Raw genomic sequence first — 25,711 nt, 5'->3', positions numbered from 1 at the left:
TCAGGCCCCGGCCTTCCGGCTGCGCGGTTCGACCTTTGTGCCCTCGGACAGCAGCAGCTGGCCATCGGTGACGATGTCCTCACCGCCGGCCAGCCCTTCCACGATCACGCTCTCGCCCATATGGGTGCGGCTGACGCTGACGTGCTGCACATGGGCAACGCCATCCCGGATGACGAACACGAAATTGCCGCTCTGGCTGCGCTGAACCGCCACCGTCGGCACCGTCACAGCTTCCTCGGTTCGCACAGTGAGCCGTGTGTTGACCAGCGTGCCCGGCCATAGCGTTTCGTTGTCGTTGTCCATGATGCCGCGAACCGTCACCATGCCGGTCGTGGCGTCGACGGTGTTCTCGACCATCGCGACTTTGCCCTGCTCCGACCTCCCGCTGCCGGGAATCGTCGCGGTGACGCTGGCGGTGTTGGCCTTCATCGCGTCGCGCAGATCGCCCAGCACGCGCTGAGGCACGGCGAAGGTGACATAGACGGGCGCCATCTGATTGATGGTCGCGAGCGGTGCGGTGTCGGCGGGGCGGACGAAGTTGCCGATCTTGACATTGGCGGCGCTGATCCGGCCGGGGAACGGCGCGCGGATGATGGTGTAGCTCTTCTGGACGCGGAGATTGTCGAGCGCCGACTGCGCGCCCCTGATGGTGCCGGCGAGGATGTCGGCCTGGGTCTTGGCGTTGTCGAGATTGACCTGGGTGGTGGCGCCTTTGCCGATGAGCTCGTTGTAGCGATTCAGATCGCGCTCGGCGCCGGCGAGCTGCGCGCGGTCGCGGGCCAGATTGCCTTCGGCTTGCTCGATCTGGGCATCGATCTGCCGCGCGTCGAGGGTGAACAGCAGATCGCCCTCGTTGACCCGCGCCCCATCCTCGAAGTGCACGCTGACGATCGTCGTCTCCAGCCGCGACTTCAGAGCAACACTGGAGATCGGGGTCACCATGCCGATCGCATCGACATCGATCGGAACCGGCTTGCGGACCGCCTTCGCTGCATCGACGGCGACCACGCGGCTGCGCGGCGCGGTCTTGGTCGCCGTGTGCTTGTCCGACCAGTACGGCCGCAGCTCGTAGGCGGCAAAACCGCCCGCGGCGAGCACGATGGCGATGATGATCCAGCGTCGCTTCGTCATGACACTCCGTGGCCGGCCTGTCGCGGGGCCGCGCCACAGCCCGTCCCGCTCCCTGAATTTAGCGCTCGATTTTACAAAGACTTATCACAGCGGCCGGCGCCATGGTATGGCAGCGGCCGGATATATTGCCACGGGTGCCTCGATGCGGATTGCGACCTGGAATGTGAACTCGATCCGTCAGCGGCTCGATCATCTTCTCAGTTGGCTGAATGACTGTCAGCCGGACGTGGTCTGCCTGCAGGAGATCAAATGCATCGATGAGGCATTCCCCCGAGAGCCGATCGAGGCGCTCGGCTACAACGTCGTCACCCACGGCCAGAAGACCTTCAACGGCGTAGCCTTGCTATCCAAATATCCGTTGGAAGAAGCCACCCCGCGGCTGGCCGGTGACGAGAACGATGTCCATGCCCGTTTCCTTGAGGGCGTGATCTCGCTGAAGCGCGGCGTCGTCCGCGTCGCCTGCCTCTATCTGCCCAACGGCAACCCGGTCGGCAGCGAGAAATATCCCTACAAGCTGAGCTGGATGTCGCGACTTCTTCAGTATTCGCAGGAACGGATGAAGACGGAGGAGCCGCTGATCCTGGCCGGCGACTTCAACGTCATCCCGCAGCCCGAGGACGTCCACAATCCGGCCGCCTGGGTCGAGGACGCGCTGTTCCGGCCGGAGACCCGCGAGAGCTTCCAGGCCCTGCTCGGCCTCGGCCTGACCGACGCTCTGCGCGCCACCACCGACGCGCCCGGTCAGTACACCTTCTGGGACTATCAGGCCGGCGCCTGGCAGAAGAACTGGGGCATCCGCATCGACCACCTGCTGCTATCGCCCCAGGCCACCGACAGGCTGCGTGGCGTGGGCATCGACAGCTATGTGCGGAATTGGGAAAAGCCGTCCGATCACGTGCCGGTGTGGGCGGATTTCGACCTGGAGACGGCGTGAGGTCAACCACCTCGAACAAGGCACCGTCACTCTAAGGCGAGGCGCCGACAATTCAGACGATCCGGATACGCCCGCCTTCAGCACGTCATCGCTAGCAGGAGCCGGCAGCGACGACTGGATAGAGCCTCAGTCCCGCCGGCCCTGCACCCAGTGCTCGAGCATCTGCAGCGCCATGGCGCGGTCGTCGTCCGAAGCCTTGGAGAAGGCGCGGTTATAGCTGTCCTTGATCCAGGTCTCTTCCGGCGCGGCGCTGTCACGGGCGAGCGTCAGCCACATGAGGCCGCGGGCGGCCTGCCGGGGCAGCTTCTCGCCGTTGAACAGCAACTGGCCGAGCATCGCCTGGGCCTGGTGCTGCCCCTTCTGCGCCGCGAGGCCGAGCCAGCGTGCGCCGTAGCGGAAGTCGCGCGGCATGCCGATGCCTTCGATATACAGCCGGGCGAGATCATACTGCGCGTCGGCGTTGCCGAAATACGAGGCGGCATAGGAGAACATCTCGCGTGCCCGCTCCGGATCACGCTTGATCTTCGAGTTCGGAATGCCGTCGAGATAATAGCGCCCGAGCGCCACGAAGGCGTTGGCGACGATCGCCGCCTGCGGCGCGGACGGGCTGTCCTCGGCATGGGCGTTGGCGATCTTGCTGAAGTAATCGAAAGCGCGCAGGTCGTCCTGCACCACACCGTTACCGTCGGCGTACATCCGGCCGAGCCGCCACTGGGCGATCGGGTGGCCGCCCTCGGCCGCGTATTGCAGCGCGCTCAGCGAGGTCGTGGTGGTCTCGGGGGGGATCGCCTTCTTCAGCGCCGGCGCCGTGCCGGGCTGAGACGACGCGACCGGGATCGCGGTGTTCTCCGGGTTCACCGGGGTGCCCTCGAAGGCGAACGCCGGCGCCAGGGCAGCCGTAGCGCCCATCACCCACGCGACACAAACCGTACGCTTAAACATCCGCATAGCAATGCTTCTCGACCGCCCCGCCCGGACGGGTCATGGCGCCGAAAAAGGCGTGTCCGACCTGCAGGGCATATTCCGAAAGCGCATCCGACGAGTCATCTGTCGCGCGAGCTGTCCATTCGGACGGGCCGGGCACGAGATCGTCGGTCAAATTCGTGTTAACGGCCGCGCCGGGCGCAGCGTAGTCGATCGGGGCGGCCACAGCGTCTTGCGCACGCATCGGAACGGCATGATCGCGCTCCAACCAGCGTGCGGGCCAGGACGACGGCAGCTTCGACATTCCCGCGACCTTCCAGATCGCACCTTCTGGTGCGAGATTTCCGTTCGGCCCGACGGAGCCGGCCAAAACGACCGAGCGCTGCGTCTGCCGCACCAGCTCTCGATGCAAAGTCCACGTCACGAACGTCCCACCTTCAACGATCGTCCGGCCGGAATTGGTCGGACGGTCGCCGCGCAGGAAGCCTTGATCGAGCTGGGTCTTCATCAAGAGCGGTATGTTGCCAACATCTGCTTTGTCTTTGGCGACATCACGGCCGGCTGACTGCAAATCCGCGACACATGGTGTCTTTTTGAAGACTGCGGCGGTTACAAATCGGTCGCTGCTGATACGGCTTTGTTGGGTAAGGGACCGCCACTGCGATGCAGCATCGGAGGTCCGTTCGGCTGGCGCGACGATGGAGTCGAGATCGCGAACGGCGAAAGCGCGCGCCGACAACGCGGGCGCTTGCCGCTCCGGAAGCTTCGACTTGCTATCCGCCTTCGCGTCCATCCTTGACCCGCATCCCGGCCGATTCTCGGCCAGCGCCACAACGAACAATTCCACCGACCTGGGCCCATGCCTTCATGAGCCTGTCTTGGGACGATGGTCTCATTGACCGGTGTGGCTAAAAAGCGGCGCGTGCAAGAGCGACCGTCAAAGACGGTTAAATCATCCGGAACTGTGGCGGAGACGCAACAAACGTTGCCCGGCAGCCACCACTAATCGGTCGCCTAACTGATTAGAATGCGGCTGGAAGCCGACGCCTCAGGCGTTCAGCACTTTGCCATAGGCGTCGAGCACGGCTTCCTTCATCATCTCCGACAGGGTGGGATGCGGGAAGACGGTGTGCATCAGCTCTTCCTCGGTGGTCTCGAGGTTCATCGCCACGACGTAGCCCTGGATCAGCTCGGTGACTTCGGCGCCGATCATGTGAGCGCCGATCAGCTGGCCGGTCTTCTTTTCGAAGATCACCTTGACCAGGCCCTGGTCCTCGCCGAGTGCGATGGCTTTGCCGTTGGCAGTGAACGGGAAGCGGCCGACCCGGATGTCGCGCCCCTGCTCCTTCGCCTTGGCCTCAGTGAGGCCCACGGAGGCGATCTGCGGGTTGCAGTAAGTGCAGCCCGGGATCAGGCTCTTATCGAGCGGATGGGGGTGCAGGCCCTTGATCGCCTCGACACAGACCACGCCCTCATGCTCGGCCTTGTGCGCCAGCATCGGCGGTCCGGCGATGTCGCCGATCGCGTAGATCCCCGGCACGTTGGTCTTGCCAAGCCCGTCAGTGACGATGGTGCCGCGTTCGATCTTCACCCCGAGCTTCTCCAGCCCGAGATTCTCGACATTGCCGACGACGCCGACCGCCGAAATCACCCGCTCGAACTCCTCGGTGAACGGCTTGCCGTCACCCGCATCGATGGTGGCGACGACGCTGTCGGCCTTCTTGTCGAGCTTGGTGACCTTGGTGCCGGACAAAATCCGGATGCCCTGCTTCTCGAACCGCTTGCGCGCCAGCGTGGCGATCTCGGCGTCCTCGACCGGCAGAATTTGCGGCAGCACCTCGACCACGGTCACCTTGGAGCCCATGGTGTGGAAGAACGAGGCGAACTCGATGCCGATCGCGCCGGAGCCGACCACCAGCAGCGACTTCGGCATCTTCTCGGGCACCATCGCCTCGAAATAGGTCCAGATCAGCTTCTTGTCCGGCTCGAGCCCGGGCAACGCCCGCGGCCGCGCGCCGGTGGCGATGATGATGTGCTTGGCCTGATAGCTGCCCGGGCCGATCGTGCCCTTCGGGGCTTCGGTCTTCGAGGCCGTGACGGTGATCTTGCCGGGCGCGTCGATCGTCGCCTGGCCCCAGATCACCGAAACCTTGTTCTTCTTCATCAGAAAGCCAACGCCATCGTTGAGCCGCTTCGACACCCCGCGCGAACGCTGCACCACGGCCTTCGGATCGTAGCTGATATTGTCGGCCGACAGCCCGTAGTCCTTGGCGTGCTGCATGTAGTGATAGATCTCGGCCGAGCGCAGCAGCGCCTTGGTCGGGATGCAGCCCCAGTTCAGGCAGATGCCGCCGAGATGCGTCTTCTCGACGATCGCGGTCTTGAACCCGAGCTGCGCCGCCCGGATCGCCGCGACATAGCCGCCGGGACCGGAGCCGATGATGATGACGTCGAAGGAGGTGTCGACCGGCACAAAAAGCTCCCGCCAAACAAAAGAGACACACCAGACCAGCATTGACGACCACGTCAATTACTGCTGAACCAATCCTAGGATTTGGTACGCCTTAGCAGGCCACCACGATTAATCAAGCAGGTCGGGTAAACTCGAATTACTGGGAATGACTGGCGCGTCTCGAACATCTTCTGCTGATGCAGATAAACTGACTAAGCTTATCGCCAAGTCCCTAAATAGATCATCGGCATGTCGGCGAAGGACCTCTTCCGCAACCCAAGATTCATAAGATCGATCCCAAAACCAGAGGTCGCTTCCTTGAACCATCCTGGATCTAGCAAAACCTAAGACGTCTGCTGCATTCTGACGTTCAAATTGACCGCGAATTAGCAATAGCAGCTGCATTAACAGCGCTGGCGTCTGCGGGAGCACACCTTCCTTCTTTTTAAGTGCGACGTGATTCCTCAAAAGCGACTTGAATTCAGCATCTACAACTAGCCGTGACGCCAATACTTTTGAGTACTGATGCGCAAGATATTTGAGATCGGCCTCAGCCTCACCGCCCCCAGTTTTTCCTAATTCAGCGACAATATTATCGAAGGAGCGAACGGCAACAAGCTCTGGCCTAGCGCGATGCATCTCAGGCGCCAATCTACGAAGCCGACGCCGCATTTCTTGCTTCTTAGCACTTCGGAATGAGAAAAAGAAGAAGGAGCCGAATGCTAGCAGGGTGACCGAAAACACCACCCAAGCCAGACCGACTAGCAAATAGACAATTGCTTCAGTCCACAATCCTTGGTCTCCAATCTGCACAATCCCAGACCCAGCCACGACCGTCCTTTGCTAATCAGCACGTCCTTCACTTTGCTTCAGCTCCAATTCGTGAAGCAACTGCTCGCCCACAAATGTGAGCATCACCACCGTAAAAAAGAGGCAGATCACAGCAGTTCTGATTAAATTAGTGGGATCAAACGATATCGAAAGAACATGCTTATCAATCAAAGATGAAATAAAATACAATACACCAGAAAAAATCATCACCAAGGCAAGTACAAGGTTGATGTAGTTCAGAAAAAAAGCCCTTCCGCTAGCTGCCGGGTCAAACTGGCGCTTCGAAAGAAACAAGTCCGACCAATAGGCGAGCCCAACCGCCACACATACGTAGCAAGAATCAGGAAGGAGATCCTTGATCAGAACACCTGACCAGAAGCCATTCGCAAAGAACGCAGTATTTTGCCACTCCATGAAATATCTTAAGAGGAGAAATGGACCTATGCTGATAATTAGAGCAAGGACCCAAGCGAGAGTCCGTCGCCTCACACATAAAGTCTTGAAATACTCTGTTACCGTCATTGCATTCTCAAATTTGAAATGAACAGCGGGTGATTAGCATCAGAACAGGCAAGATTCCAGAAACTACTCCAGATTGAGCAGCCATCCTTTGGGCTACACCATCATCATCACTGGATTTTCGATCAGCGTCTTGAACGCACCGATCAGTTCGGCGCCGAGGGCGCCGTCAACGGCGCGGTGATCGCAGGACAGCGTCACGCTCATCATGGTGGCGATCTCGATCTTGCCGTCCTTGACGATGGCGCGCTGCTCGCCAGTGCCGACCGCAAGGATGGTGGCGTGCGGCGGGTTGATCACCGCGGTGAAGTCCTTGATGCCGTACATGCCGAGGTTCGACACCGCGGTGGTGCCGCCCTGATACTCTTCGGGCTTCAGCTTGCGGGCCCGCGCGCGCGCGGCAAAATCCTTCATCTGCGCGGAGATCGACGACAGCGAGGCCACCTCGGCGCTGCGGATGATCGGCGTGATCAGGCCGCCCGGCATCGCCACCGCGACGCCGATGTCGGAGTGCTTGTGCTTGAGCATCCCGGCTTCGGTCCACGACACGTTGGCGTCGGGCACGCGCTGCAGCGCGACCGCCATCGCCTTGATCACGAAATCGTTGACCGAGATCTTGTAGGCCGGCTTGCCGTCCTTGTCCTTCGGCGCGGCGGCGTTGATGTCTTCGCGCGCGGACAGCAGCCGGTCGAGGTTGCAGTCGATCGTCAGATAGAAATGCGGGATGGTCTGGGTCGACTGCGTCAACCGCTGCGCGATGGTCCGGCGCATGCCGTCGTGCGGCACCACCTCGTAGCTGCCCTCCGGATACAGCGCGCGGATCTGCTGATCCGACATCGACGGCGCGATGGCGGGACCGGCTGCTGCGGGTGCCGCGCCAGGCGCCGCCTTCAGGCCGCCGCCGGCCTTGGCCTGCTCGACATCGCGCGCGACGACACGGCCATGCGGGCCGGTGCCGTTGATCCGTGATAGCTCGATGCCGGCATCTTTCGCCAGCCGCCGCGCCAGCGGCGACGAGAACACGCGGGCACCGTTGCTCGTGGCTGCGTCCTTCGAGACGGGCGCTTTCGCGCCCTCCTCAGGACGAGGAGCTGTATGTGTTGCAGCTTTGTTTGCGGACGCGTTTGTCTCGGACGCAGCCTTGCTCCCTGCACTGCCCTCATCCTGAGGAGCCCGCGCAGCGGGCGTCTCGAAGGATGCCGCTGCGGGCTTGGGCGCGTCGTCGGCTTTGGCCACGTCCTGCTTCGGCGCGGCTTTGCCGGCCCCTGCTCCCGCCGCCTTGACGTCCTCGCCGTCGCCGGCGAGCACCGCGATGACGTCGTTCACCGGCACGTCCTGCGTGCCCTCGGGCACCAGGATCTTGGCCAGCGTGCCCTCGTCGGAGGCTTCGACTTCCATCGTCGCCTTGTCGGTCTCGATCTCGGCGATGACGTCGCCGCTCTTGACCTTGTCGCCCTCCTTCTTCAGCCACTTCGCAAGGTTGCCCTTCTCCATGGTCGGCGACAGCGCGGGCATCAGAATGTTGATCGGCATGGCGAAACCTTATTGCGGCCGTTCGGTCGTGCTGCCCATGTCGGACGGGCGCGCGATCTCGGACTCGAACATCTCGACGATGCGCTCCAGCGCTTCGTCCTCGGTGTAGTTGCTCTCGCGCGAATAAGCGCGCGCGGCATGACGGGCGATGTCGACCAGCAGCAGCCCCCACATCTCGGGCTCTTCGAACGCGCGCATGAACGCGATCGACAATCCGCCGTCGAGCACGAAGGCGCGCAGCACCTCGGTGGCGTCCTCGCGGCCCTCGACGTCGGGCGGCAGCGGCTGTTGCTTGGGACCAGCCATCGGGGCTTACCGATAACAGACGGCCTTCGCCGCCTCGACGACTTCGGCAACGCTCGGCAGCGCCAGCTTTTCGAGATTGGCCGCGTAAGGCATCGGCACGTCCTTGCCCGACACGCGCGTCACCGGCGCGTCGAGATAATCGAAGGCGTGCTCCATGATACGCGCGGCGAGCTCGGCGCCGACGCCGTTCTGCTGCCAGCCTTCCTCGATCGTCACGGCACGGCCGGTCTTCTTGACCGACGCAATGATGGTGTCGGTGTCGAGCGGCCGCAGCGTGCGCAAGTCGATGACTTCGGCGTCGATGCCCTCGCCGGCCAATTCCTCGGCCGCCTTCAGCGCGTAGGTCATGCCGTGGGACCAAGAAATCAGCGTGACCTGCGAGCCCTCGCGCACGACGCGGGCCTTGCCGATCGGGATCACGTAGTCGTCGAGCTTCGGCACTTCGCCGTGTTGCCCGTACAGCATCTCGTGTTCGAGGAAGATCACCGGATTCGGATCGCGGATCGCCGCCTTGAGCAGCCCCTTGGCGTCGGCGGCCGAATACGGCGCCACGACCTTGAGGCCCGGGATCTGGGAGTACCAGGACGAGTAGTCCTGGCTGTGCTGGGCGGCGACGCGCGAGGCGGCGCCGTTCGGGCCCCGGAACACGATCGAGCAGCCGAGCTGGCCGCCCGACATGTACAGCGTCTTGGCCGCCGAGTTGATGATCTGGTCGATCGCCTGCATGGCGAAGTTGAAGGTCATGAATTCGACGATCGGCTTCAGCCCGGCCATCGCGGCGCCGACGCCGACGCCCGCGAAGCCGTGCTCGGTAATCGGCGTATCGATCACCCGGCGGTCGCCGAATTCCTGCAGCAGCCCCTGCGTGACCTTGTAGGCGCCCTGATACTCGGCGACCTCTTCGCCCATCACGAACACGTCGGCGTCGCGGCGCATTTCCTCGGCCATCGCGTCGCGCAGCGCTTCGCGGATGGTCTGCGTCACCATCTCGGTGCCGGCCGGAATATCCAAATCGGCCGCAGCAGAGACAGTCGGCGCTTCGGGTGCGTGCTGCGCCGGAGCCGCGGCGGACTTGGCCTGCGCGGCTTCCGGCTCGGCGGCCGGCGGCGCGGATTGCGCGGCCTTGGTCTGCGCCGCGGGCTCTGCGGCCTTATCCGCGTCGGCGGCGCTTTCACCGTCGCCCAGGATGGTGGCGATCGGCGTGTTCACCGCGACGTCGTTGGTGCCTTCGGGGATCAGGATCTTGCCGAGCGTGCCTTCATCGGCGGCTTCGACTTCCATCGTCGCCTTGTCGGTCTCGATCTCCGCGATCACGTCGCCGCTCTTGACCTTGTCGCCTTCCTTCTTGAGCCATTTCGAAAGGTTGCCCTTTTCCATGGTCGGCGACAGCGCGGGCATCAGAATTTGAGTAGGCATCGTGGCTCCGCAGTCAGATCAAGCGCGGGATCGCCGCAAGGCGACAGGAGAGAACAACCGGCGTGCGAGCGCCGGCGCGAACATCAGCGATACACATCGGTGTAGAGTTCCGACGGATCGGGTTCCGGATCGTTCTGGGCGAAGTCGGCGGACTCGTTGACGATCTTGCGAACCTCGGCATCGATCTTCTTGAGGTCGTCCTCTGTCATGCCCTGCTGCAGCAAGCGCTGGCGGACCTGCTCGATCGGATCCTGATCGTTGCGGATCTTGTCGACCTCCTCGCGGGTCCGATACTTCGCCGGATCCGACATCGAGTGGCCGCGATAGCGATAGGTCTGCATCTCGAGGATGTAGGGGCCGTTGCCGGCGCGGCAATGCGCAACCGCCTTGTCGCCGGCGGCCTTCACCGCGCGCACATCCATGCCGTCGACCTGCTCGCCCGGAATGTTGAACGACACGCCGCGCTTGGAGAAATCGGTCTGCGCCGAGGAACGCGTCACCGACGTGCCCATCGCGTAGCGGTTGTTTTCGATGACGTAGACCACGGGGAGCTTCCACAGCTCCGCCATGTTGAAGCTCTCGTAGACCTGGCCCTGATTGGAGGCGCCGTCGCCGAAATACGCGAGGCAGACATTGCCGTTGTCGCGATAGCGGTTGGCGAAGGCGATGCCGGTGCCGAGCGAGACTTGCGCGCCGACGATGCCGTGGCCGCCGTAGAAGTGCTTCTCCATGCTGAACATGTGCATGGAGCCGCCCTTGCCCTTCGAATAGCCGCCGCGCCGTCCGGTCAGCTCGGCCATCACGCCCTTGGGGTCCATCTCGCAGGCGAGCATATGGCCGTGGTCGCGATAGCCGGTGATCACCTGATCACCTTCGCGCAGCGCCATCTGCATGCCGACGACGACGGCCTCCTGGCCGATATAGAGGTGGCAAAACCCGCCGATCGCACCCATGCCGTAGAGCTGGCCGGCTTTCTCTTCGAAGCGGCGGATCAGCAGCATGTCGCGGAAGGCGTGCAGCTCCTGTTCCTTGGAGAAGTCCGGGACCCGCGGTTTGCTCGGTGCGGACGAAGTGTCCTGCCCCGTCTCTTTCGCGGCGCTCTTCTTTGGTGCGGCCATGGCGTTTCCGATGAGAGAGTAGATCAGCCTCTCTACCGTAACTTATTCCGCTGTGAAAGGAGCCGCGTGCCGCAGCACGCAAAAGCTTGTGCCGCAGTGCAACGTCGTGAAATTTTCGCGATCGTTTATCTTGGTTTTTGGAATATGAGACTCAGCGGGTCGGATTCATCCGAACCAGATCCGCGGGATGCGCGAAGTCGAGCTGATAGCGCACGCGTTCGTCGAGCATATCGGGATCGAGTCGATCCGAGCGCAGCAGCGCCACGCGCTTTTCACCCTCGGCCCGCTCGGCTCGGAGGCGCACCAGTTCGGAGGTCAGCGCGATGATTTCCTGGTCGAGCTCCTGCTGCGCCGTCAGGCCGTAGCGGCCCGTATAGGCGTTCATGCCGAAATACGCGATCGCCGCCGAGGCGATTGCGTAGAGCGCGATACCGACAAGAATGGATTTGAGGCGACTGCGGCTAACCATGGGTCAACCATGCCCGGCTGCGGTTAATGCAGCACTAACGGCGCATCGCCAGCGGCATATCCGATATACCGCGAAACGATCGGCGCACGCCCGCAAGGCAGGCGTGCGCCGCGCGGACTATTTGTATTGCTGCGCCACCCAGGCGGCGAAGGCGTCGATGTACTTCTGCAGGAATTCCCGCAGCGAATCCTTCACCAGATCGCCCTGCTCGTTGAAGGCGTCGCCGACGCCGCCGACATAGGCTTCGGGCTGCTGCAGGACCGGCATGTTGAGGAAGGTCAGGCACTGCCGCAGGTGGTGGTTGGCGCCGAACGCTCCGATCGCGCCGGGCGAATTCGACACCACGCCGGCCGGCTTCTTGTCGAACGCGCTCTGGCCGTAGGGCCGCGAGCCGACGTCGATGGCGTTCTTCAGCACGCCCGGAATGGATCGATTGTATTCCGGCGTAACGAACAGCACCGCGTCGGCGCTCTTGATCTTGTCCCGGAAAGCCAGCCAGTCCGCCGGCGCCTGTGCTTCCAGATCCTGGTTGTAGAACGACAGATCGTGCAGCGTGACGATCTCGAGCTTCAACGCGTCGGGGGCGAGCTTGGCCAGCGCCTGTCCGATACGGAGCGAGAAGGCCTGTTTGCGCAGACTGCCGACGACGACAGCGACGCGATATGGATTGGGCATACGGATCTATCCTGGTTCTGAAGGAGGGGTCGGACGACGCCCGAACCTAACGTGACGTGGCAAGCGCGGGCACGACAACGTACTGCCCACGCGCCCTGCTGACGAAGTTGTGATCTCTACTCGGCCGCATCGGCACGTCCGCCGAGCACCTCTTCATTATCCGCGCCGAGTTTCGGCGTGTTGAGGACCGGATGCGGCCGCTGGCCGTCGAACATGATCGGCAGGCCGGCGACCTTGAGGCCGGTCTCCGGCATCGTGCGGATCATATCGGCCGCCGCGAACTGCTCGGTTGCCGCGAGTTCGGGGATGTCGTTGACCGGGCTCACCGGCACGCCGGCGCGCTTCAGGGCGCTCAGCCAGTCCGCGGCCGGCCGCGCGGCCAGCACCGGCTGGATCAGCGCGACGAGTTCGTGGCGATGTTCGGCGCGGTCGCGCACCCGCGCGAACCGCGGATCCACGCTCCATTCCGGATGGCCGAGCACCTCGGCGCATTTGGCGAACAGCCGGTCGTTGCCGGCGGCGATCACGATCGGCCGGTCGGCGGTCTCGAACACCTGATACGGCGCCAGCGTCGCGCTGGCGGTGCCGTGGCGTGGCGGCGCCTCGCCGGAGAACAGATAGCCGTTGAGCTGGGTGCCGACCCATCCGATCGCGGTGTCGAACAGCGAGGTGTCGATGACGCAGCCTTTGCCGGTGACGGCGCGCTGCTGCAGCGCCGCCAGCGCGCCGATCACGCACCATTGCGCCGTGGCGCAGTCGTTGATCGCGGGCGCGCAGAATGCCGGTGGATCGTCGGGCCGGCCGGTCAGCGACATCACCCCGCCATAGGCCTGCAGCAGCGGATCGAAGCCGGGCTCCTTGCTGAGCGGGCCGGTCTTGCCGAATGCCCAGACCGAGCAATAGATCAGCCGCGGATTGATCGCACACATCACGTCCGGTCCGATCCCGCAGGACGCGACCACGCCGGAGCGCAGGTTCTGGATCAGGATGTCAGCGTCCTTCACCAGCTCCTTCAGCCGCGCGACGTCGTCCGGGCTCTTGATGTCGAGCGTCACCGATCGCTTGTTGCGGTTGAATCCGTGGAAGAACAGCGAGTCGCCCTCGATGAAGGGCGGGCCCCAGTGCCGGGCATCATCACCGCCGTCGTGTTTTTCGACCTTGATCACATCGGCGCCCATGTCGCCAAGGATCATGCCGGCCATCGGACCGGCGATCGCCTGAGCGATCTCGATCACCTTGATCCCGGCGAGGGGTCCAGCCATGTGCGTCTCCAATTTTACAGTCGAACCGTCGTAATGGTCGTGGCACTGTTTCCGTGCCGCGATCGAAATTGCAAGCTTCTCGCATCTGTGGAACCCAGCCATGATCAGTGCCGAATTCCTCCTCACCTCGTTGATCGTGGTCGCCTCCCCGGGCACAGGCGTGCTTTACACGCTCGCGGCAGGGCTTTCCCGCGGACCGCGCGCCAGCGTGATCGCCGCTTTCGGCTCGACCATCGGGATTGTGCCCCACATGGCGGCGGCGATCCTCGGCCTCGCCGCCCTGCTCCACACCAGCGCGGTGGCGTTCCAGACCTTCAAATATCTCGGCGTCGCCTATCTGCTGTACATGGCCTGGAAGACGTTGGGCGAGCGCGGGCCGCTCAGCGTCGAGACCGAGGTCGGCGCGCCTTCGGCGCTGCAGATGACGGTAACCGGCGTGCTGATCAACATCCTCAATCCGAAGCTGTCGATCTTCTTCCTCGCGTTCCTGCCGCAGTTCGTGTCGACCGACGAGGCGCATCCGCTCGGCCGCATGGTCGAGCTGAGCGCCATCTTCATGTTGATGACCTTCGTGGTGTTCGTGATCTACGGGCTGTTCGCCGCATGGCTCCGCGACCACGTCATCACCCGCCCCCGCGTGCTGACATGGATGCGCCGCGGGTTCGCCGCCGCTTTCGTCGCGCTGGGTGCGAAGCTGGCGACGGCGGAGCGCTGACCGGGTCAGCGTCCTTGCGAGCGAAGCGAAGCAATCCAGCGCCCCACAAACGGCATGGATTGCTTCGTCGCGGAGCCTATGCTCGGACGGCGCGACGCGCCGATCCGAGTGCTCCCCGCAATGACGGTGTTGCTTAAGTCCGCGCGCGGATTTCGTTGAGCAGGAAATTGCCGACGCGCTTGCCGCGGTTACGCAGGACTTTCAGCACGCCCTGATCGACGAAATAGGTCAGCAGGATGCTGTCGCGGGTCTCGACGCCGACGGGCACCGTATCGGCCGAGTGCCAGGTGTGCTTGTCGACCGCGAAGGCATAGCCGGAGTTCGGCGCGAACTTCATCTGCCGCGTCTTCGGCATCGAACCGTCCGGCAACACGTCGTGGAAGATGGTGCCGATGTCGGTGTGGGACTCGTCGTGCGGCAGATAGAGCTGCACGGTGATGCCCTTCCAATGCGTGTCGGTGTGCGGCGTGATCTTGTAGCCCGGGATGTCGCGGGTCAGGATCGGGATCGGAAACATGCCGACATCCTGCGCACCCGGGCCGAACCGCTTTTCCAGCGCCGGTGCCAGCTTGCGCCGGAACGCGTCCTTGACCGGCTCCGAGCACAGCGCATCACCGACCATGCGCCAGATCGAGCGCTGCTGCGGCGGCAGATGGCGGATGTACTCCGGGAACAGATCGATCTTTACACGGGTGTGGGTACCGTCGGCGAGATCGTTGCCCTTGCTGCGGCCGTGCATCGGCCGGTAGTCGTTGCTCCGCGGCAGAGCCTGGAGCATTGCGGCGTAGACCAGCGCCGGAAATATCCCGACGAATTCGAGGTGATAGAACGGCTCCATCACGACAGCCGCCGACTCGATTGCGCCGACGATGTGATTGATCAACGCAGCAGTTGCCTCCGCCAGTTCCGACGGACGCCGTTCAGCCATTTGATCCATGAAATCTCCGCTGGGCTGCTTCGCCTTGTTGAGACTAGCTAGCAACTGCGATCAGCACCAGCGGATTTCGCACCCCCGATGGCAGCTATGCGCTGGGGGTGATCAGGAATTTCTCCCCGGTGGCGCGCTTGTTGTAGACCGCGATGGCATCGAGGCTCAGCGCTTCCTCGAGCGATACCGTCCGCGTGTAGTGGCTGGCGAAGGTGGTCTTGATCTCAGCGGCCACCCGGGCGCGCAGTTTCGCGGCGTCGGCGGCTCCGATCTTCTGCAGGAACGGAAACAGCAGCCAGCCGCCAACCGCCCAGATCATCCCGAAGTTACGCACGATCTCGGTGGGACGTGTGTCCAGCCCGCCATAGATGTAAACCTGCTTCAGCACGCTCGAGCCGTAGCGGCTGTAGGGGCCGCTCGCGGTTTTGGCGATCGCAGCTTCCATGCAGCTCAGGATCTGCCCGGCGAGCCGGCCGCCGCCGATCGCGTCGAACGCGATGGTCGCGCCGGTCTTGACCAGCGCCTCGGTCAGGTCGTCCATGAAGCTCGGCGCCGTGGAGTCGACGACATATTTGGCGCCGATGTCGCGCAGCAGCTTGGCCTGGGCCTCGCTGCGCACGATGTTGACCAGATCGATGCCATCCTTGAGGCAGATGCGATTCAGCATCTGGCCGAGGTTCGACGCCGCCGCGGTGTGCACCAGCGCCTTGTGTCCCTCGCGCTTCATCGTCTCGGTCATGCCGAGCGCGGTCAGCGGATTGACGAAGCACGAGGCGCCTTCGGCGGCCGTGGTGCCGTCCGGCAGCTGCAGGCAGTCGGCGGCTTTCATCGTCCTGTACTGTGCGTACATCGCGCCGCCGATCATCGCCACGGTCTTGCCGAGCAACGCCTGCGCTGCATCCGAGCTGCCGGCCTTGATCACCGTGCCGGCGCCTTCGTTGCCGACCGGCATCGACTCGTCGAGTCGCCCCGCCATCGCCTTCATGGCGGCTTCGGGCACCCGGGCGGTGATCACCGGCGCGTCGGCCGTGCCGGACGCCTTGGCGGTCGACATATCGGCGGCGCCGAACAGCAGGCCGAGATCGGACGGGTTGATCGGGGTGGCCTCGACCCGGACGATAACTTCGTCGGGGCCGGGCTCGGGAAGCGTGACAGGCACCAGCGACACTTCGAGGTCGCCGCTCGCCTTGATCAGCGAGCGCAGTTGCAGTCCGGTGGTGGCCTCGGTCACGCGTCTTCTCCCTGTTGTGTCAGCGCGGCCGCACCTTGGGGCAGCCGCGCGCAGGGTTCAAGCCGCGCCGCGCCACCACGCTAAAAATCCGATTGTGGCACGATGGCTACATACACCAACACGGGAAACTGTCATTCTGCTCCGCATAGTTGTGCAGTTATTTATTTCAGCGAGGCATTTCATGCTTCGGCTTGTAATTGCGGGATTGGCGCCATTGTTTGTGGCCGGATGCTCTGTGCATCCGTTGCCCGAAGACGTCATTGGTGCCGAGTTCCGGACTAGCGAGATCGTGCATCACATCCGCTGCGAAGCCCGCGCCGCGATCAAATCGGCCATCGTCGATTACTTCCGACACACCAAGAAGCCCGAATTGATGGCGATAGCGGGGCGACTGCAATCCGGCGAATTGCCGTTCGAGGAATTCACGCGGGGCCTGGGCGAGCTCGCGCAGCCCGCGCGGGACAACATCATCAAGTATCGGGGCGCGGCGATTACTTACGATTTCACTTTCGACATCACCGAACAGAACACGCTGTCGGGAGAAGCCGACATCGTTCACCTTTTCAGCCGCGGCGTGCTCAGCGTCGGCCCGAGGGGGACCGGAGACCTGCAGCGCCAGACCGTGCGAATATTCCGCGCCAACGACACCTTCCACGAACTGATGCTGTTCCCGTCACGTCGCTGCACTGACGACGGCTCGCCGGAAAACTTACTCTATCCGGTCAGCGGAACCATCGGCCTCGCCGAGATGATTAAGACCTTCGTGGATCTGAACCAGTTCCAAAAGCTCACCGGCAAGGAAGACAAGGTGCCGACGCTCACCGATACTTTCAAGTTCCAGACCACATTCTCCGGATCCGTCGGCCCGCAGGTGACGCTGGCGCCGCTAGGCCAGCGCACTTATCTGGCGGGCGGCTCGCTGACGGCATCGGCGATGCGCAAGGACATCCACCAAGTGATTGTCGCGCTGGCCCTGCCGCCGCCGCCAAACGGGCCACCGCCGAGCACTGGCCTCTTCGGCGGTGCGCCGCTTCGCGCGCCGGCCACCGCCACGGAGCAGAGCAACGCCGCCGCCGACGGCGCGATTCAGCGCAGTATCATCAACAAACTCGGCAACTCACCCTGATCGAAACGCCAGGAGCAAGGTCATGACAGAATCCGCAGATCCGTCCTACGACGTTGCAATCCAGAAGGTTCTCGAAGTGATGAAGGCGATCGTCGACGCCAAACTCGAGCCGGAATTTCTGCGTGAATGCCTCACGCTGCAGTCAGACCGATTTGTCGTCGTCGGACCGAAGATAGTCCACCTGGTGAAGGACTTTCTGGCCAAGCACGGGCTCGAACACAAACTTCGCCACGACGACCGGCTGTCTCCTCTGGAGGCACGCACAATGGCCGAAGAAACCTGCTTCGAGCACCGCAATTAGTGGCGGATGGCGCCCGAGACCGGGCGCCCCGCACGCGATGCGCTCCGCTTCAGCGGAACGCCTTCAGCGCGGCCTTGCCGGCATAGTGGGCGCTGGAGCCCAGTTCCTGCTCGATGCGCAGCAGCTGGTTGTACTTCGCGGTGCGGTCGGCGCGCGCCAGCGAGCCGGTCTTGATCTGCCCGCAATTGGTGGCGACCGCGAGGTCGGCGATGGTCGAGTCCTCGGTCTCGCCCGAGCGATGCGACATCACCGCGGTGTAGCCGGCCTTGTGGGCCATCTCGACGGACGCGAGCGTCTCGGTGAGCGTGCCGATCTGGTTGACCTTGATCAGGATCGAATTGGCGCGGCCGTTCTTGATGCCGTCGGCGAGGCGCGTGACATTGGTGACGAACAGATCGTCGCCGACCAGCTGGCACTTGCTGCCGACCAGATCGGTCAGCTCCTTCCAGCCGTCCATGTCGTCTTCGCTCATGCCGTCCTCGATCGACACGATCGGATAGCGCGCGACAAGATCGGCGAGATACTTGGCCTGCTCGCTGCGCGAGCGGGTCTTGTTCTCGCCGCCATAGACGTAGTTGCCGTCCTTGAAGAACTCGGTGGCGGCGCAGTCCAGCGCCAGCATCACGTCCTCGCCGGCCTTGTAGCCGGCCTTGCCGATTGCCGAGACGACGAAGTCGAGCGCGGCGTCGGCCGACGGCAGGTTCGGCGCGAAGCCGCCCTCGTCGCCGACATTGGTGTTGTGGCCGGCCTTCTTCAGCTCGCCCTTCAGCGTATGGAAGATTTCCGAACCGGCGCGCAGCGCGTCGGCGAAGGTCGGCGCGCCGACCGGCATGATCATGAATTCCTGGAAGTCGATCGGGTTGTCGGCATGCACGCCGCCATTGATGATGTTCATCATCGGCACCGGCAGCGTCCGCGCCGAGGTGCCGCCGACGTAGCGATACAGCGGCAGGTCGTACGACGCCGCCGCGGCCTTGGCGACCGCGAGCGACACGCCGAGGATCGCGTTGGCGCCGAGGCGGCCCTTGTTCGGAGTGCCGTCGAGCTCGATCATGGTCTGGTCGATCTGCACCTGCTGCTCGGCGTCCATGCCGCCCAGCGCATCGAACAGCTCGCCGTTGACCGCCTCCACCGCCTTCAGCACGCCCTTGCCGAGATAGCGGGCCTTGTCGCCGTCGCGCAGCTCGACCGCCTCATGGGCGCCGGTGGAGGCACCCGACGGCACCGCGGCGCGGCCGACCGACCCGTCCTCCAGCACGACATCGACCTCGACGGTCGGATTGCCGCGGCTGTCGAGGATTTCGCGGCCGATGATGTCGACGATGGCGGTCATGGATGCCTCTTGAAATGTGTGGGGGAACAGGATTTGGCGCCGCTTCTACAGCATGGGACGGGCTCGGAAAAGGCCGCCGGGGCGCTCCAGACGAACTGAGAAGCCGGCATTCCCCCGCGAATTCCCCTCTCTCGGAAAATGCTTTAGGACGACGACCCAAACGGAGTTCTGTCTGAGATCATGTCCAAAGCCCCGCGCAAGCCTCCCAAGCCCGCCGACCTGCAACTCGGTCGCGCCGTCGAATGGCCGACCAGCCCGGATGCCGCCCAGCTCGACCGCGTCCCCAACCCGCAGGCGGATACCGATTACCTGGTGCGCTTCACCGCCCCGGAATTCACCTCGCTGTGCCCGGTGACGGGCCAGCCCGATTTCGCCCATCTGGTGATCGACTACGCGCCCGGCGCGTGGCTGATCGAATCCAAGGCGCTGAAGCTCTACCTCGCCAGCTTCCGCAACCATGGCGGCTTCCACGAGGACTGCACGGTGTCGGTCGGCAAGCGTATCGTCGCGGCCATCAAGCCGAAATGGCTGCGCATCGGCGGCTATTGGTACCCGCGCGGCGGCATCCCGATCGACGTATTCTGGCAGACCGGCAAGCTGCCGAAGGGCTTGTGGGTGCCGGATCAGGGCGTCGCGCCTTATCGCGGGCGTGGCTGAGGGGACACACCGCGGTCCTGCGACATTTGCCGGGGGAACTTCACGAGGTCGGGAACGTTGGCTCGGAACTTTCCCGATACCCGGAGCGTCACATTGAATCGTCGGCAAGTTCTCACAGGCCTTGCAGCGATTCCGCTGTTGCAGTCACAGGCGGCGACATCTTTCGCGCAGGCCGCTGACAAGCCCCAACCCTTCGATCCATCGGTCGTGCGCCAGCTTGCGCGTGACCTCGCCGGCAAGCCGTATCAGGCCCCCGACGGCAAGCTGCCGTCGCCGCTGGCCGATCTCGGTTACGACGCTTATCGCGCCATCCGCTTCAATCCGGAGCGGGCGCTGTGGCGCAGCGAGCACCTGCCCTTCCAGGTGCAGTTCTTTCATCGCGGCTTTCTCTACGCCAACCGAGTCAACATCTTCGAAGTCGCAGGCGGTCAGGCGAAAGCCATCCGGTATCGTCCCGAAGATTTCTCGTTCGGCGACACGCCTCCGCCCTCGCCCGACACCGATCTCGGTTTCGGCGGCTTCCGGATTCACGCGCCGATCAACAAGCCCGATTACTACGACGAGCTTTGCGTTTTCCTCGGCGCCTCGTACTTCCGCGCGGTCGCGAAGGGCGAGCAATACGGTCTTTCGGCACGCGCTCTGACTGTCGACACCGGACAAAGCAGCGGCGAGGAATTCCCGCTGTTCAAGGCGTTCTGGCTCGAGCGGCCGTCGCTCGACGCGTCGTCGATGGTGGTACACGCCCTGCTCGACAGCAAGAGCGTCGCCGGCGCCTATCGCTTCACCATCCGTCCGGGCGACACCACCGTGTTCGATGTCGAAGCCGCGATCTATCCGCGGGTCGATCTGCAACATGCCGGGCTCGCGCCGATGACCAGCATGTTCTTCTTCGGGCCGAACGATCCGGCCGACGCGGCGGACTTCCGTCCGGCGGTGCACGATTCCGACGGGCTCGGAATCTTCAACGGCCGCGGCGAACAACTGTGGCGTCCGCTGTGCAATCCGCGCGACCTGCAGATCAGTTCGTTCGCCGACCAGAACCCGCGCGGCTTCGGCCTGATGCAGCGCGAGCGCAAGTTCGACGCCTATCAGGATCTGGAATCGCGCTTCGAAATGAGGCCGAGCCTGTGGGCCGAACCGATCGGCGACTGGGGCGAAGGTGTCGTCAAGCTGGTCGAGATTCCGACCAGGGAAGAAGTGCACGACAACATCGCGGCGTTCTGGGAGCCCAAGGGACCGCTCAAGGCCAAGGGCGAGCACATCTACACGTATCGCCTGCATTGGGGACCCGACACGCCGAAGCCCTCCGCGCTGGCGCGCTTCACCCGCACCGGCGTCAGCGCGCGCGGTGACAACGACCGACTGTTCGTGCTCGACATCACTGGCGACAGGCTGAAGGGGCTCGACCCCGCCTCTGTTCGCGCCGAGGTGACGACCAACAAGGGCGAGATCCGCAACGTCGTCAGCGTCCCCAATCCGCTGATCGACGGCTGGCGGCTCAGTTTCAATCTGATGACCGACCAGCCGCCGATCGAACTACGTGCGATCCTGATGACCGGTGACACCGCGCTGACCGAAGTCTGGGTCTATCGATGGGTCCCGTGATCCGGCCGACGGCGGACGCGCCCGGGACAGATCATCCGGATCGGTTGCCCGACCCGCTGCCCGCCGAAGCCCCGCTGGCGATGCCGGTGCAATCCTTCGCCGAAGCGCCAGCGGCGGCGATCGACACGCCGGTCCGCACCGGCCGATGGCGACGCGCGCTGGTCATGGTCGCGACCGCGGTGCTGACCTATGCGGGCGTCGACGAGATGTACGAGGTTCTGAAGGTCGGCGGCGTCACCATCCTCGAAGGCATCGTGCTGGTGCTGTTCGCGGCGCTCTTTGCGTGGGTGGCGCTCTCGTTCGTCTCGGGCCTTGCCGGGTTCGCCGCCCTGCTCCGTGGCTGGCGCGACAATCTCGATCTCGATCCCGATGGCCCGCTGCCGACCGTCAAAGCGCGAGTGGCCATGCTGCTTCCGACCTACAACGAAGATCCGCAAACCGTGTTCGCAAGGTTGCAGGCGACGCGCGAGTCGACCGACGCGACCGGCAGCGGCGCGCAGTTCGACTGGTACATCCTTAGCGACACCACCGATCCCGCCGTGTGGGCGCACGAAGAGACGTGCTTTCTCGCGGTCGCGAGCTACACCCCGCGGCTGTTCTATCGCCATCGTGCCGATAATCACGCCCGCAAATCCGGCAACATCGAAGACTGGGTCAAGCGGTTCGGCGGCAGCAATGACTTCATGGTCATCCTCGACGCCGACAGCGTGATGACCGGCGACGCGCTCGTCCGCATGGCCGCGGCGATGGAGCAGCACTCCGACGTCGCGCTGATCCAAACACTGCCCGTAGTGGTGAATGCGCGGACGTTGTTCGCGCGGCTGCAGCAGTTCGCCGGACGCATGTACGGCCCGATGATCGCCGCCGGCGTCGCCTGGTGGCACGGCTCGGAAAGTAACTACTGGGGCCACAACGCGATCATCCGGGTCGAGGCCTTTGCAGCCTGCACCGGCTTGCCGATCCTGTCCGGACGAAAGCCGTTCGGCGGCAGCATTCTCAGCCATGACTTCGTCGAAGCCGCCCTGATGCGCCGCGCCGGCTGGCGCATCCACATGGCGCCCACCTTGCGCGGAAGCTACGAGGAAGTGCCGCCGACGCTGCTGGATTTCGCGGCGCGCGACCGGCGCTGGTGCCAGGGCAATCTGCAACATGCCAAGATCCTGCCGGCCCGCGGCCTGCATTGGGTGTCGCGGCTGCATTTCCTGACCGGCATCGGCGCCTACATCACCGCGCCGATGTGGCTGACCTTCCTGGTGGCCGGCATCCTGATTTCGTTGCAGGCACAGTTTGTCCGCCCCGAATACTTCCCCAAGGACTTCTCGCTGTTTCCGATCTGGCCCGCGCAGGATCCCGTCCGCGCCGCCTGGGTGTTCGCCGCGACCATGGGGCTACTGATCCTGCCGAAGCTGCTGGCGCTGTTCCTCGTGCTGGTACGCCGCGACACGAGGCGCGGGTTCGGCGGCGGTTTGCGCGCGTCGGCCGGTCTGGTCGTCGAGACATTCATGTCGGCGCTGACCGCGCCGGTGATGATGATCTTCCAATCGACGGCGGTCGCGCACATCCTCATGGGTCAGGATTCCGGCTGGCAGTTGCAGCATCGCGGTGACGGCTCCATTCCGTTCCGCGACGTCGCGCGGCGCTACGCGCTGCCGACAGCCATCGGCGCCGCCATGGCGATCAGCGCGCTGCTGGTGTCGTGGCCGCTGTTCTGGTGGATGACGCCGGTGATCCTCGGGCTGGTGCTGGCCGTCCCGGTGGCGATGTTCACCAACCGCTCGGCCTCGGCGCGGCCGGCGCTGCTGGCGACGCCGGAAGATCTCGCGGCGCCGCCGATCCTCGCACGCGTGCACCAGATCGCCGTAACGCTGCCTGGCTCCGGCGATGAGGACCCGCTGGTCATGCTGCGCAACGATCGCCGGTTGCTCGACCTGCATCTCGCCTGTCTGGCGCGCCAAGCGCCCCGTGCGCGTGGCCGTGTCGACACCGACTACGCGGTCGCCCGCGCCAAGGTCGAGGACGCTGCATCGTTCAACGAAGTGGTGGCGTGGCTGACCAAGCCGGAAAAGCGGGCCCTGATGGGCGACCGCGATCTCGTCAGCCGCGTCGTCGCGATGCCGCCGGCAAGCGCCCTATCGTCCGGGTAGCACGGCGGCGCGCAGACAGGGTTGCGCCAGCGCACCTCGCAGGCTATTAACTCGCAGCTTCTTCCGCTTACCGAAGAGGCTGACATGAACGAGTTCCAAGCGTGGTTAGAGCAACAACACCACGGCCTGTGGACCTTCAAATCCTTCCAGCACATGCTCGAGCAGTTCGGCGACACTGAGCCGAAGCAACGTGGTCTGTGCCGCGTGCTCACATGTCTCGTCCAGGACTATATCGAGACGTTCGAGGAATCGCCGGTCCCGGTCGACGTCGCGGACAACGTGCACCGCCGGCTTGCTCACCTGCTGTCGACATTGGATCTGAACGGCGCCCCCGAGCGCCGCCTCGAGGACATCAACCGCGTCGCGAACTTCACCCTCTGGCCGGCGCCCCTGGATCGCTGTGTCGCGGATGGCTCCAGCCATTGATCGGCGGCAACTACCAGCTTTGCCAGCCCGGATAAGGCTGCGGCTGCGGGGAATACACGCGGCTGCCGCGGCTGCGCGAGCGCGGGGTGACCGGTTGCGGCTCGGGCTCCTGGCCGAAGAAAAACGAGCCGAACCCGCCGCCACCCCAGCCGTCGTCACCGTCCGCGACCATCGGATTGGCGGGCGCGGTCGGCTTGCGGGTAATGAAGCCGCCCTGCGGCTGATGGCTCAGCACCGCGACGAATTCGGTCCGGTAGTTGGTTTCGGCGCTCAGCGGCTCGTCGGAAATGACGATCGAACTGCGCGGCAGCGCGGTCGGTCCAATCCGGTCGAGCACCTCCTGCGGAATGGTGATGCGGTCGAGCGCCTCGGTCGCCGTACCGGGGCCGTCGATGCTCACCGCGCTCCAGCGCAGGCCGTCGCCGCTGCGTGCCATCGCGGTGAAGATATGCGTGCCGATCGGCCGGTCCGCATCGCGGATCGTGACCGGAACTTCGATGCTGGTGTCGAACACTTCGCCGCCGCCGTCCGGCGCGGGCTTGTGCGTATTTCGGCGAACATAGAGCTTCTGGGTATCGCGGCTGATGTAGATCGACATCGGTTCGAGTGCGAGCTTGGCATCGGTTGCGAGCCGTGCCGCCTCGGCCTTCCTGGACAGCGCGGCTTTGGCCGCGTCCTTGGATGCGTCCGCGACGGCGCGCTTCGACTCGGCATCGGCCTTCGCCGTCTCGAGCTGCGCCGCCGCCTCGCCGGCCTGCTGCGCCGCCTTCTGCTGCGCCTCTTCGGCGCGCGCCTTCGCGTCGTCGGTCTTGGCGCCGGCGAGCTGCCGGTCGGCGCGTTTCAGCCCGGCGTCGGCTGCGGCCTTCTGCTTCTGCAGTTTCGCGAGCGTCGCCTTCAGCGGCCCGAGTTCGCGCGCCGCGGCGGCCGACGCCTTCTTGGCTTCGTCGGCGGCGGTCGCCGCCTCTTCGGCTTCGCGGGCGAGTGTCGCCACGCGGCCCGGCGCGGCGGCGATCGCATCGGGCTTCGGCTGCAGCAGAACCGGATGGCTGATCTCGACCGGCTCGGTATCGTATGGCGAGATGATCACCCGCATGCCGATCCGGGTCTTGTCGAACAGCTTGTCGGCAAAACCGAACGGCATCCGCACGCAGCCATGGGAGGCCGCGTAACCGGGCAGCGGCCCGCCATGCAGCGCGATGCCGTTCCAGGTGATGCGCTGCATGTGCGGCATCCAGGCGTCGTCGTACATGGTCGAATGATGATCCTTGTCCTTCTCGACCACCGCGAACACGCCCGCCGGCGTTTCCCGGCCAGTGGTGCCGGTGGACACCGGCGCACGCAGGATCCAACCGTCGGCATCGTAGAGGGTGACCCGCTGCGACTTGATCGACACGATCGCCATGATCGGCTCGCCCGCCTCGCGCGGGGCGACGGCTTCGACAGGGGCCTTCGTCTTCTTCGCCACGGCATCGGCGACCGGCAGCGTCAACGCCAAGCCCGCCGCGAAAGCGCCCAGCGCCGCAGTTCGCAGACGGCGGGTGCCGGACGTGAGTGGCTTGGTCCGCTTAGTCATTCACGCCCTGCTCCGCTGGAAATCGTGCCGTGCCGACGCGATTCGATGTTGGAATGCGGCGCATACTAGCCGTTATTCGTGGCATCGCCGCAAGCACGATGC

General features: G+C 64.3%; 25 protein-coding genes. 8 read left to right on the top strand and 17 right to left on the bottom strand.

The genetic code is table 11. The features are described 5' to 3' along the window. Entirely contained in the window at positions 1–1,131 is a 1,131-nt protein-coding gene (locus tag ACFFJ6_RS20795; protein ID WP_378391398.1) for an efflux RND transporter periplasmic adaptor subunit, read from the bottom strand. Positions 1,132–1,273: 142 nt separating this feature from the next. Between ACFFJ6_RS20795 and xth the strand changes: the two genes are divergently transcribed. Then, complete coding sequence (gene xth, locus ACFFJ6_RS20790) at positions 1,274–2,065, top strand: exodeoxyribonuclease III (protein WP_378391396.1); 792 nt, start codon at positions 1,274–1,276, stop codon at positions 2,063–2,065. Between the two features lie 126 nt (positions 2,066–2,191). On the opposite strand, the gene ACFFJ6_RS20785 is transcribed toward xth, so the two are convergent. The 12 genes from ACFFJ6_RS20785 to ACFFJ6_RS20730 form a co-directional block, all read right to left on the bottom strand. Next, complete coding sequence (locus tag ACFFJ6_RS20785) at positions 2,192–3,013, bottom strand: tetratricopeptide repeat protein (RefSeq protein ID WP_378391394.1); 822 nt, start codon at positions 3,011–3,013, stop codon at positions 2,192–2,194. After that, complete coding sequence (locus ACFFJ6_RS20780; protein WP_378391392.1) at positions 3,000–3,782, bottom strand: dihydroxy-acid dehydratase domain-containing protein; 783 nt, start codon at positions 3,780–3,782, stop codon at positions 3,000–3,002. The genes ACFFJ6_RS20785 and ACFFJ6_RS20780 overlap by 14 nt, the downstream gene beginning before the upstream one ends. Before the next feature lie 255 nt (positions 3,783–4,037). After that, positions 4,038–5,462, bottom strand: coding sequence for a dihydrolipoyl dehydrogenase (gene lpdA, locus ACFFJ6_RS20775; protein WP_378391390.1), 1,425 nt, complete (start codon positions 5,460–5,462; stop codon positions 4,038–4,040). A gap of 108 nt (positions 5,463–5,570) precedes the next feature. Next, positions 5,571–6,233, bottom strand: a complete 663-nt coding sequence (locus tag ACFFJ6_RS20770) for a hypothetical protein (RefSeq protein ID WP_378391388.1) — start codon at positions 6,231–6,233, stop codon at positions 5,571–5,573. Between the two features lie 51 nt (positions 6,234–6,284). Continuing rightward, positions 6,285–6,686, bottom strand: a complete 402-nt coding sequence (locus tag ACFFJ6_RS20765) for a hypothetical protein (RefSeq protein WP_378391386.1) — start codon at positions 6,684–6,686, stop codon at positions 6,285–6,287. Between the two features lie 201 nt (positions 6,687–6,887). Then, positions 6,888–8,324: a pyruvate dehydrogenase complex dihydrolipoamide acetyltransferase gene (locus tag ACFFJ6_RS20760; RefSeq protein ID WP_378391384.1), complete on the bottom strand. Its 1,437-nt coding sequence runs from the start codon at positions 8,322–8,324 to the stop codon at positions 6,888–6,890. A 9-nt stretch (positions 8,325–8,333) separates the two neighbouring features. Further along, entirely contained in the window at positions 8,334–8,630 is a 297-nt protein-coding gene (locus ACFFJ6_RS20755) for a DUF5076 domain-containing protein (protein ID WP_378391382.1), read from the bottom strand. A gap of 6 nt (positions 8,631–8,636) precedes the next feature. Beyond that, the gene (locus tag ACFFJ6_RS20750; RefSeq protein WP_378391380.1) at positions 8,637–10,046 is read right to left on the bottom strand and encodes a pyruvate dehydrogenase complex E1 component subunit beta; all 1,410 of its coding nucleotides are present in this window, start codon (positions 10,044–10,046) and stop codon (positions 8,637–8,639) included. An 83-nt stretch (positions 10,047–10,129) separates the two neighbouring features. Further along, positions 10,130–11,164, bottom strand: coding sequence for a pyruvate dehydrogenase (acetyl-transferring) E1 component subunit alpha (gene pdhA / locus ACFFJ6_RS20745; protein ID WP_378391378.1), 1,035 nt, complete (start codon positions 11,162–11,164; stop codon positions 10,130–10,132). A gap of 151 nt (positions 11,165–11,315) precedes the next feature. Further along, complete coding sequence (locus ACFFJ6_RS20740; RefSeq protein WP_378391376.1) at positions 11,316–11,633, bottom strand: FtsB family cell division protein; 318 nt, start codon at positions 11,631–11,633, stop codon at positions 11,316–11,318. A gap of 117 nt (positions 11,634–11,750) precedes the next feature. Then, positions 11,751–12,308, bottom strand: a complete 558-nt coding sequence (locus tag ACFFJ6_RS20735; RefSeq protein WP_378391374.1) for an NADPH-dependent FMN reductase — start codon at positions 12,306–12,308, stop codon at positions 11,751–11,753. A 116-nt stretch (positions 12,309–12,424) separates the two neighbouring features. After that, the gene (locus ACFFJ6_RS20730; protein ID WP_378391372.1) at positions 12,425–13,570 is read right to left on the bottom strand and encodes a CaiB/BaiF CoA transferase family protein; all 1,146 of its coding nucleotides are present in this window, start codon (positions 13,568–13,570) and stop codon (positions 12,425–12,427) included. A 100-nt stretch (positions 13,571–13,670) separates the two neighbouring features. Between ACFFJ6_RS20730 and ACFFJ6_RS20725 the strand changes: the two genes are divergently transcribed. Continuing rightward, on the top strand, positions 13,671–14,285 hold the full coding sequence (locus tag ACFFJ6_RS20725) for a LysE family translocator (protein WP_378391370.1): 615 nt from the start codon (positions 13,671–13,673) through the stop codon (positions 14,283–14,285). 133 nt (positions 14,286–14,418) lie between these two features. Here ACFFJ6_RS20725 and ACFFJ6_RS20720 read toward each other — a convergent pair whose 3' ends face one another. Beyond that, entirely contained in the window at positions 14,419–15,222 is an 804-nt protein-coding gene (locus ACFFJ6_RS20720; protein WP_378391368.1) for a hypothetical protein, read from the bottom strand. A gap of 85 nt (positions 15,223–15,307) precedes the next feature. After that, the gene (locus tag ACFFJ6_RS20715; RefSeq protein ID WP_378391366.1) at positions 15,308–16,444 is read right to left on the bottom strand and encodes a zinc-binding dehydrogenase; all 1,137 of its coding nucleotides are present in this window, start codon (positions 16,442–16,444) and stop codon (positions 15,308–15,310) included. 235 nt (positions 16,445–16,679) lie between these two features. Between ACFFJ6_RS20715 and ACFFJ6_RS20710 the strand changes: the two genes are divergently transcribed. Then, positions 16,680–17,570, top strand: a complete 891-nt coding sequence (locus tag ACFFJ6_RS20710; protein WP_378391364.1) for a Y4kA family protein — start codon at positions 16,680–16,682, stop codon at positions 17,568–17,570. A gap of 22 nt (positions 17,571–17,592) precedes the next feature. Beyond that, positions 17,593–17,871: a hypothetical protein gene (locus ACFFJ6_RS20705; RefSeq protein WP_378391362.1), complete on the top strand. Its 279-nt coding sequence runs from the start codon at positions 17,593–17,595 to the stop codon at positions 17,869–17,871. A gap of 49 nt (positions 17,872–17,920) precedes the next feature. Here ACFFJ6_RS20705 and eno read toward each other — a convergent pair whose 3' ends face one another. After that, entirely contained in the window at positions 17,921–19,204 is a 1,284-nt protein-coding gene (gene eno / locus ACFFJ6_RS20700) for a phosphopyruvate hydratase (protein WP_378391360.1), read from the bottom strand. A gap of 180 nt (positions 19,205–19,384) precedes the next feature. Between eno and queF the strand changes: the two genes are divergently transcribed. The 4 genes from queF (at position 19,385) to ACFFJ6_RS20680 (ending at position 24,036) form a co-directional block, all read left to right on the top strand. Then, complete coding sequence (gene queF, locus ACFFJ6_RS20695; RefSeq protein WP_378391358.1) at positions 19,385–19,861, top strand: preQ(1) synthase; 477 nt, start codon at positions 19,385–19,387, stop codon at positions 19,859–19,861. A gap of 93 nt (positions 19,862–19,954) precedes the next feature. Further along, positions 19,955–21,466, top strand: coding sequence for a glucan biosynthesis protein G (locus tag ACFFJ6_RS20690; RefSeq protein WP_378391356.1), 1,512 nt, complete (start codon positions 19,955–19,957; stop codon positions 21,464–21,466). After that, positions 21,454–23,610: a glucans biosynthesis glucosyltransferase MdoH gene (gene mdoH, locus ACFFJ6_RS20685; RefSeq protein WP_378391354.1), complete on the top strand. Its 2,157-nt coding sequence runs from the start codon at positions 21,454–21,456 to the stop codon at positions 23,608–23,610. Before ACFFJ6_RS20690 ends, mdoH begins: the two co-directional genes overlap by 13 nt. An 84-nt stretch (positions 23,611–23,694) precedes the next feature. Next, a complete protein-coding gene (locus ACFFJ6_RS20680; RefSeq protein WP_378391352.1) occupies positions 23,695–24,036 on the top strand; it encodes a hypothetical protein in 342 nt (113 codons plus the stop codon). Between the two features lie 10 nt (positions 24,037–24,046). Here the strand turns inward: ACFFJ6_RS20680 and ACFFJ6_RS20675 are convergent, their stop codons facing one another. Further along, positions 24,047–25,609, bottom strand: coding sequence for a L,D-transpeptidase (locus ACFFJ6_RS20675; protein ID WP_378391350.1), 1,563 nt, complete (start codon positions 25,607–25,609; stop codon positions 24,047–24,049). Between the last annotated feature and the right edge of the window lie 102 nt (positions 25,610–25,711).

It is taken from the genome of Rhodopseudomonas telluris, assembly GCF_042432815.1.
Lineage (GTDB): Bacteria > Pseudomonadota > Alphaproteobacteria > Rhizobiales > Xanthobacteraceae > Rhodopseudomonas > Rhodopseudomonas telluris.
Note: the sequence above shows the minus strand (reverse complement) of the source record. Positions and strands in the feature narration are given on the sequence as shown.

What these genes read in the sequence shown, in the direction of transcription:
- ACFFJ6_RS20735 (WP_378391374.1), bottom strand. Translation starts at nt 12,308, where the DNA reads ATGCCCAATCCATATCGCGTCGCTGTCGTCGTCGGCAGTCTGCGCAAA.
- eno (WP_378391360.1), bottom strand. Translation starts at nt 19,204, where the DNA reads ATGACCGCCATCGTCGACATCATCGGCCGCGAAATCCTCGACAGCCGC.
- xth (WP_378391396.1), top strand. Translation starts at nt 1,274, where the DNA reads ATGCGGATTGCGACCTGGAATGTGAACTCGATCCGTCAGCGGCTCGAT.
- ACFFJ6_RS20780 (WP_378391392.1), bottom strand. Translation starts at nt 3,782, where the DNA reads ATGGACGCGAAGGCGGATAGCAAGTCGAAGCTTCCGGAGCGGCAAGCG.
- ACFFJ6_RS20730 (WP_378391372.1), bottom strand. Translation starts at nt 13,570, where the DNA reads ATGGCTGGACCCCTCGCCGGGATCAAGGTGATCGAGATCGCTCAGGCG.
- ACFFJ6_RS20680 (WP_378391352.1), top strand. Translation starts at nt 23,695, where the DNA reads ATGAACGAGTTCCAAGCGTGGTTAGAGCAACAACACCACGGCCTGTGG.
- ACFFJ6_RS20705 (WP_378391362.1), top strand. Translation starts at nt 17,593, where the DNA reads ATGACAGAATCCGCAGATCCGTCCTACGACGTTGCAATCCAGAAGGTT.
- ACFFJ6_RS20725 (WP_378391370.1), top strand. Translation starts at nt 13,671, where the DNA reads ATGATCAGTGCCGAATTCCTCCTCACCTCGTTGATCGTGGTCGCCTCC.
- mdoH (WP_378391354.1), top strand. Translation starts at nt 21,454, where the DNA reads ATGGGTCCCGTGATCCGGCCGACGGCGGACGCGCCCGGGACAGATCAT.
- ACFFJ6_RS20765 (WP_378391386.1), bottom strand. Translation starts at nt 6,686, where the DNA reads ATGGAGTGGCAAAATACTGCGTTCTTTGCGAATGGCTTCTGGTCAGGT.
- ACFFJ6_RS20795 (WP_378391398.1), bottom strand. Translation starts at nt 1,131, where the DNA reads ATGACGAAGCGACGCTGGATCATCATCGCCATCGTGCTCGCCGCGGGC.
- ACFFJ6_RS20785 (WP_378391394.1), bottom strand. Translation starts at nt 3,013, where the DNA reads ATGCGGATGTTTAAGCGTACGGTTTGTGTCGCGTGGGTGATGGGCGCT.
- ACFFJ6_RS20750 (WP_378391380.1), bottom strand. Translation starts at nt 10,046, where the DNA reads ATGCCTACTCAAATTCTGATGCCCGCGCTGTCGCCGACCATGGAAAAG.
- ACFFJ6_RS20675 (WP_378391350.1), bottom strand. Translation starts at nt 25,609, where the DNA reads ATGACTAAGCGGACCAAGCCACTCACGTCCGGCACCCGCCGTCTGCGA.
- queF (WP_378391358.1), top strand. Translation starts at nt 19,385, where the DNA reads ATGTCCAAAGCCCCGCGCAAGCCTCCCAAGCCCGCCGACCTGCAACTC.
- pdhA (WP_378391378.1), bottom strand. Translation starts at nt 11,164, where the DNA reads ATGGCCGCACCAAAGAAGAGCGCCGCGAAAGAGACGGGGCAGGACACT.
- ACFFJ6_RS20720 (WP_378391368.1), bottom strand. Translation starts at nt 15,222, where the DNA reads ATGGATCAAATGGCTGAACGGCGTCCGTCGGAACTGGCGGAGGCAACT.
- ACFFJ6_RS20740 (WP_378391376.1), bottom strand. Translation starts at nt 11,633, where the DNA reads ATGGTTAGCCGCAGTCGCCTCAAATCCATTCTTGTCGGTATCGCGCTC.
- ACFFJ6_RS20755 (WP_378391382.1), bottom strand. Translation starts at nt 8,630, where the DNA reads ATGGCTGGTCCCAAGCAACAGCCGCTGCCGCCCGACGTCGAGGGCCGC.
- ACFFJ6_RS20760 (WP_378391384.1), bottom strand. Translation starts at nt 8,324, where the DNA reads ATGCCGATCAACATTCTGATGCCCGCGCTGTCGCCGACCATGGAGAAG.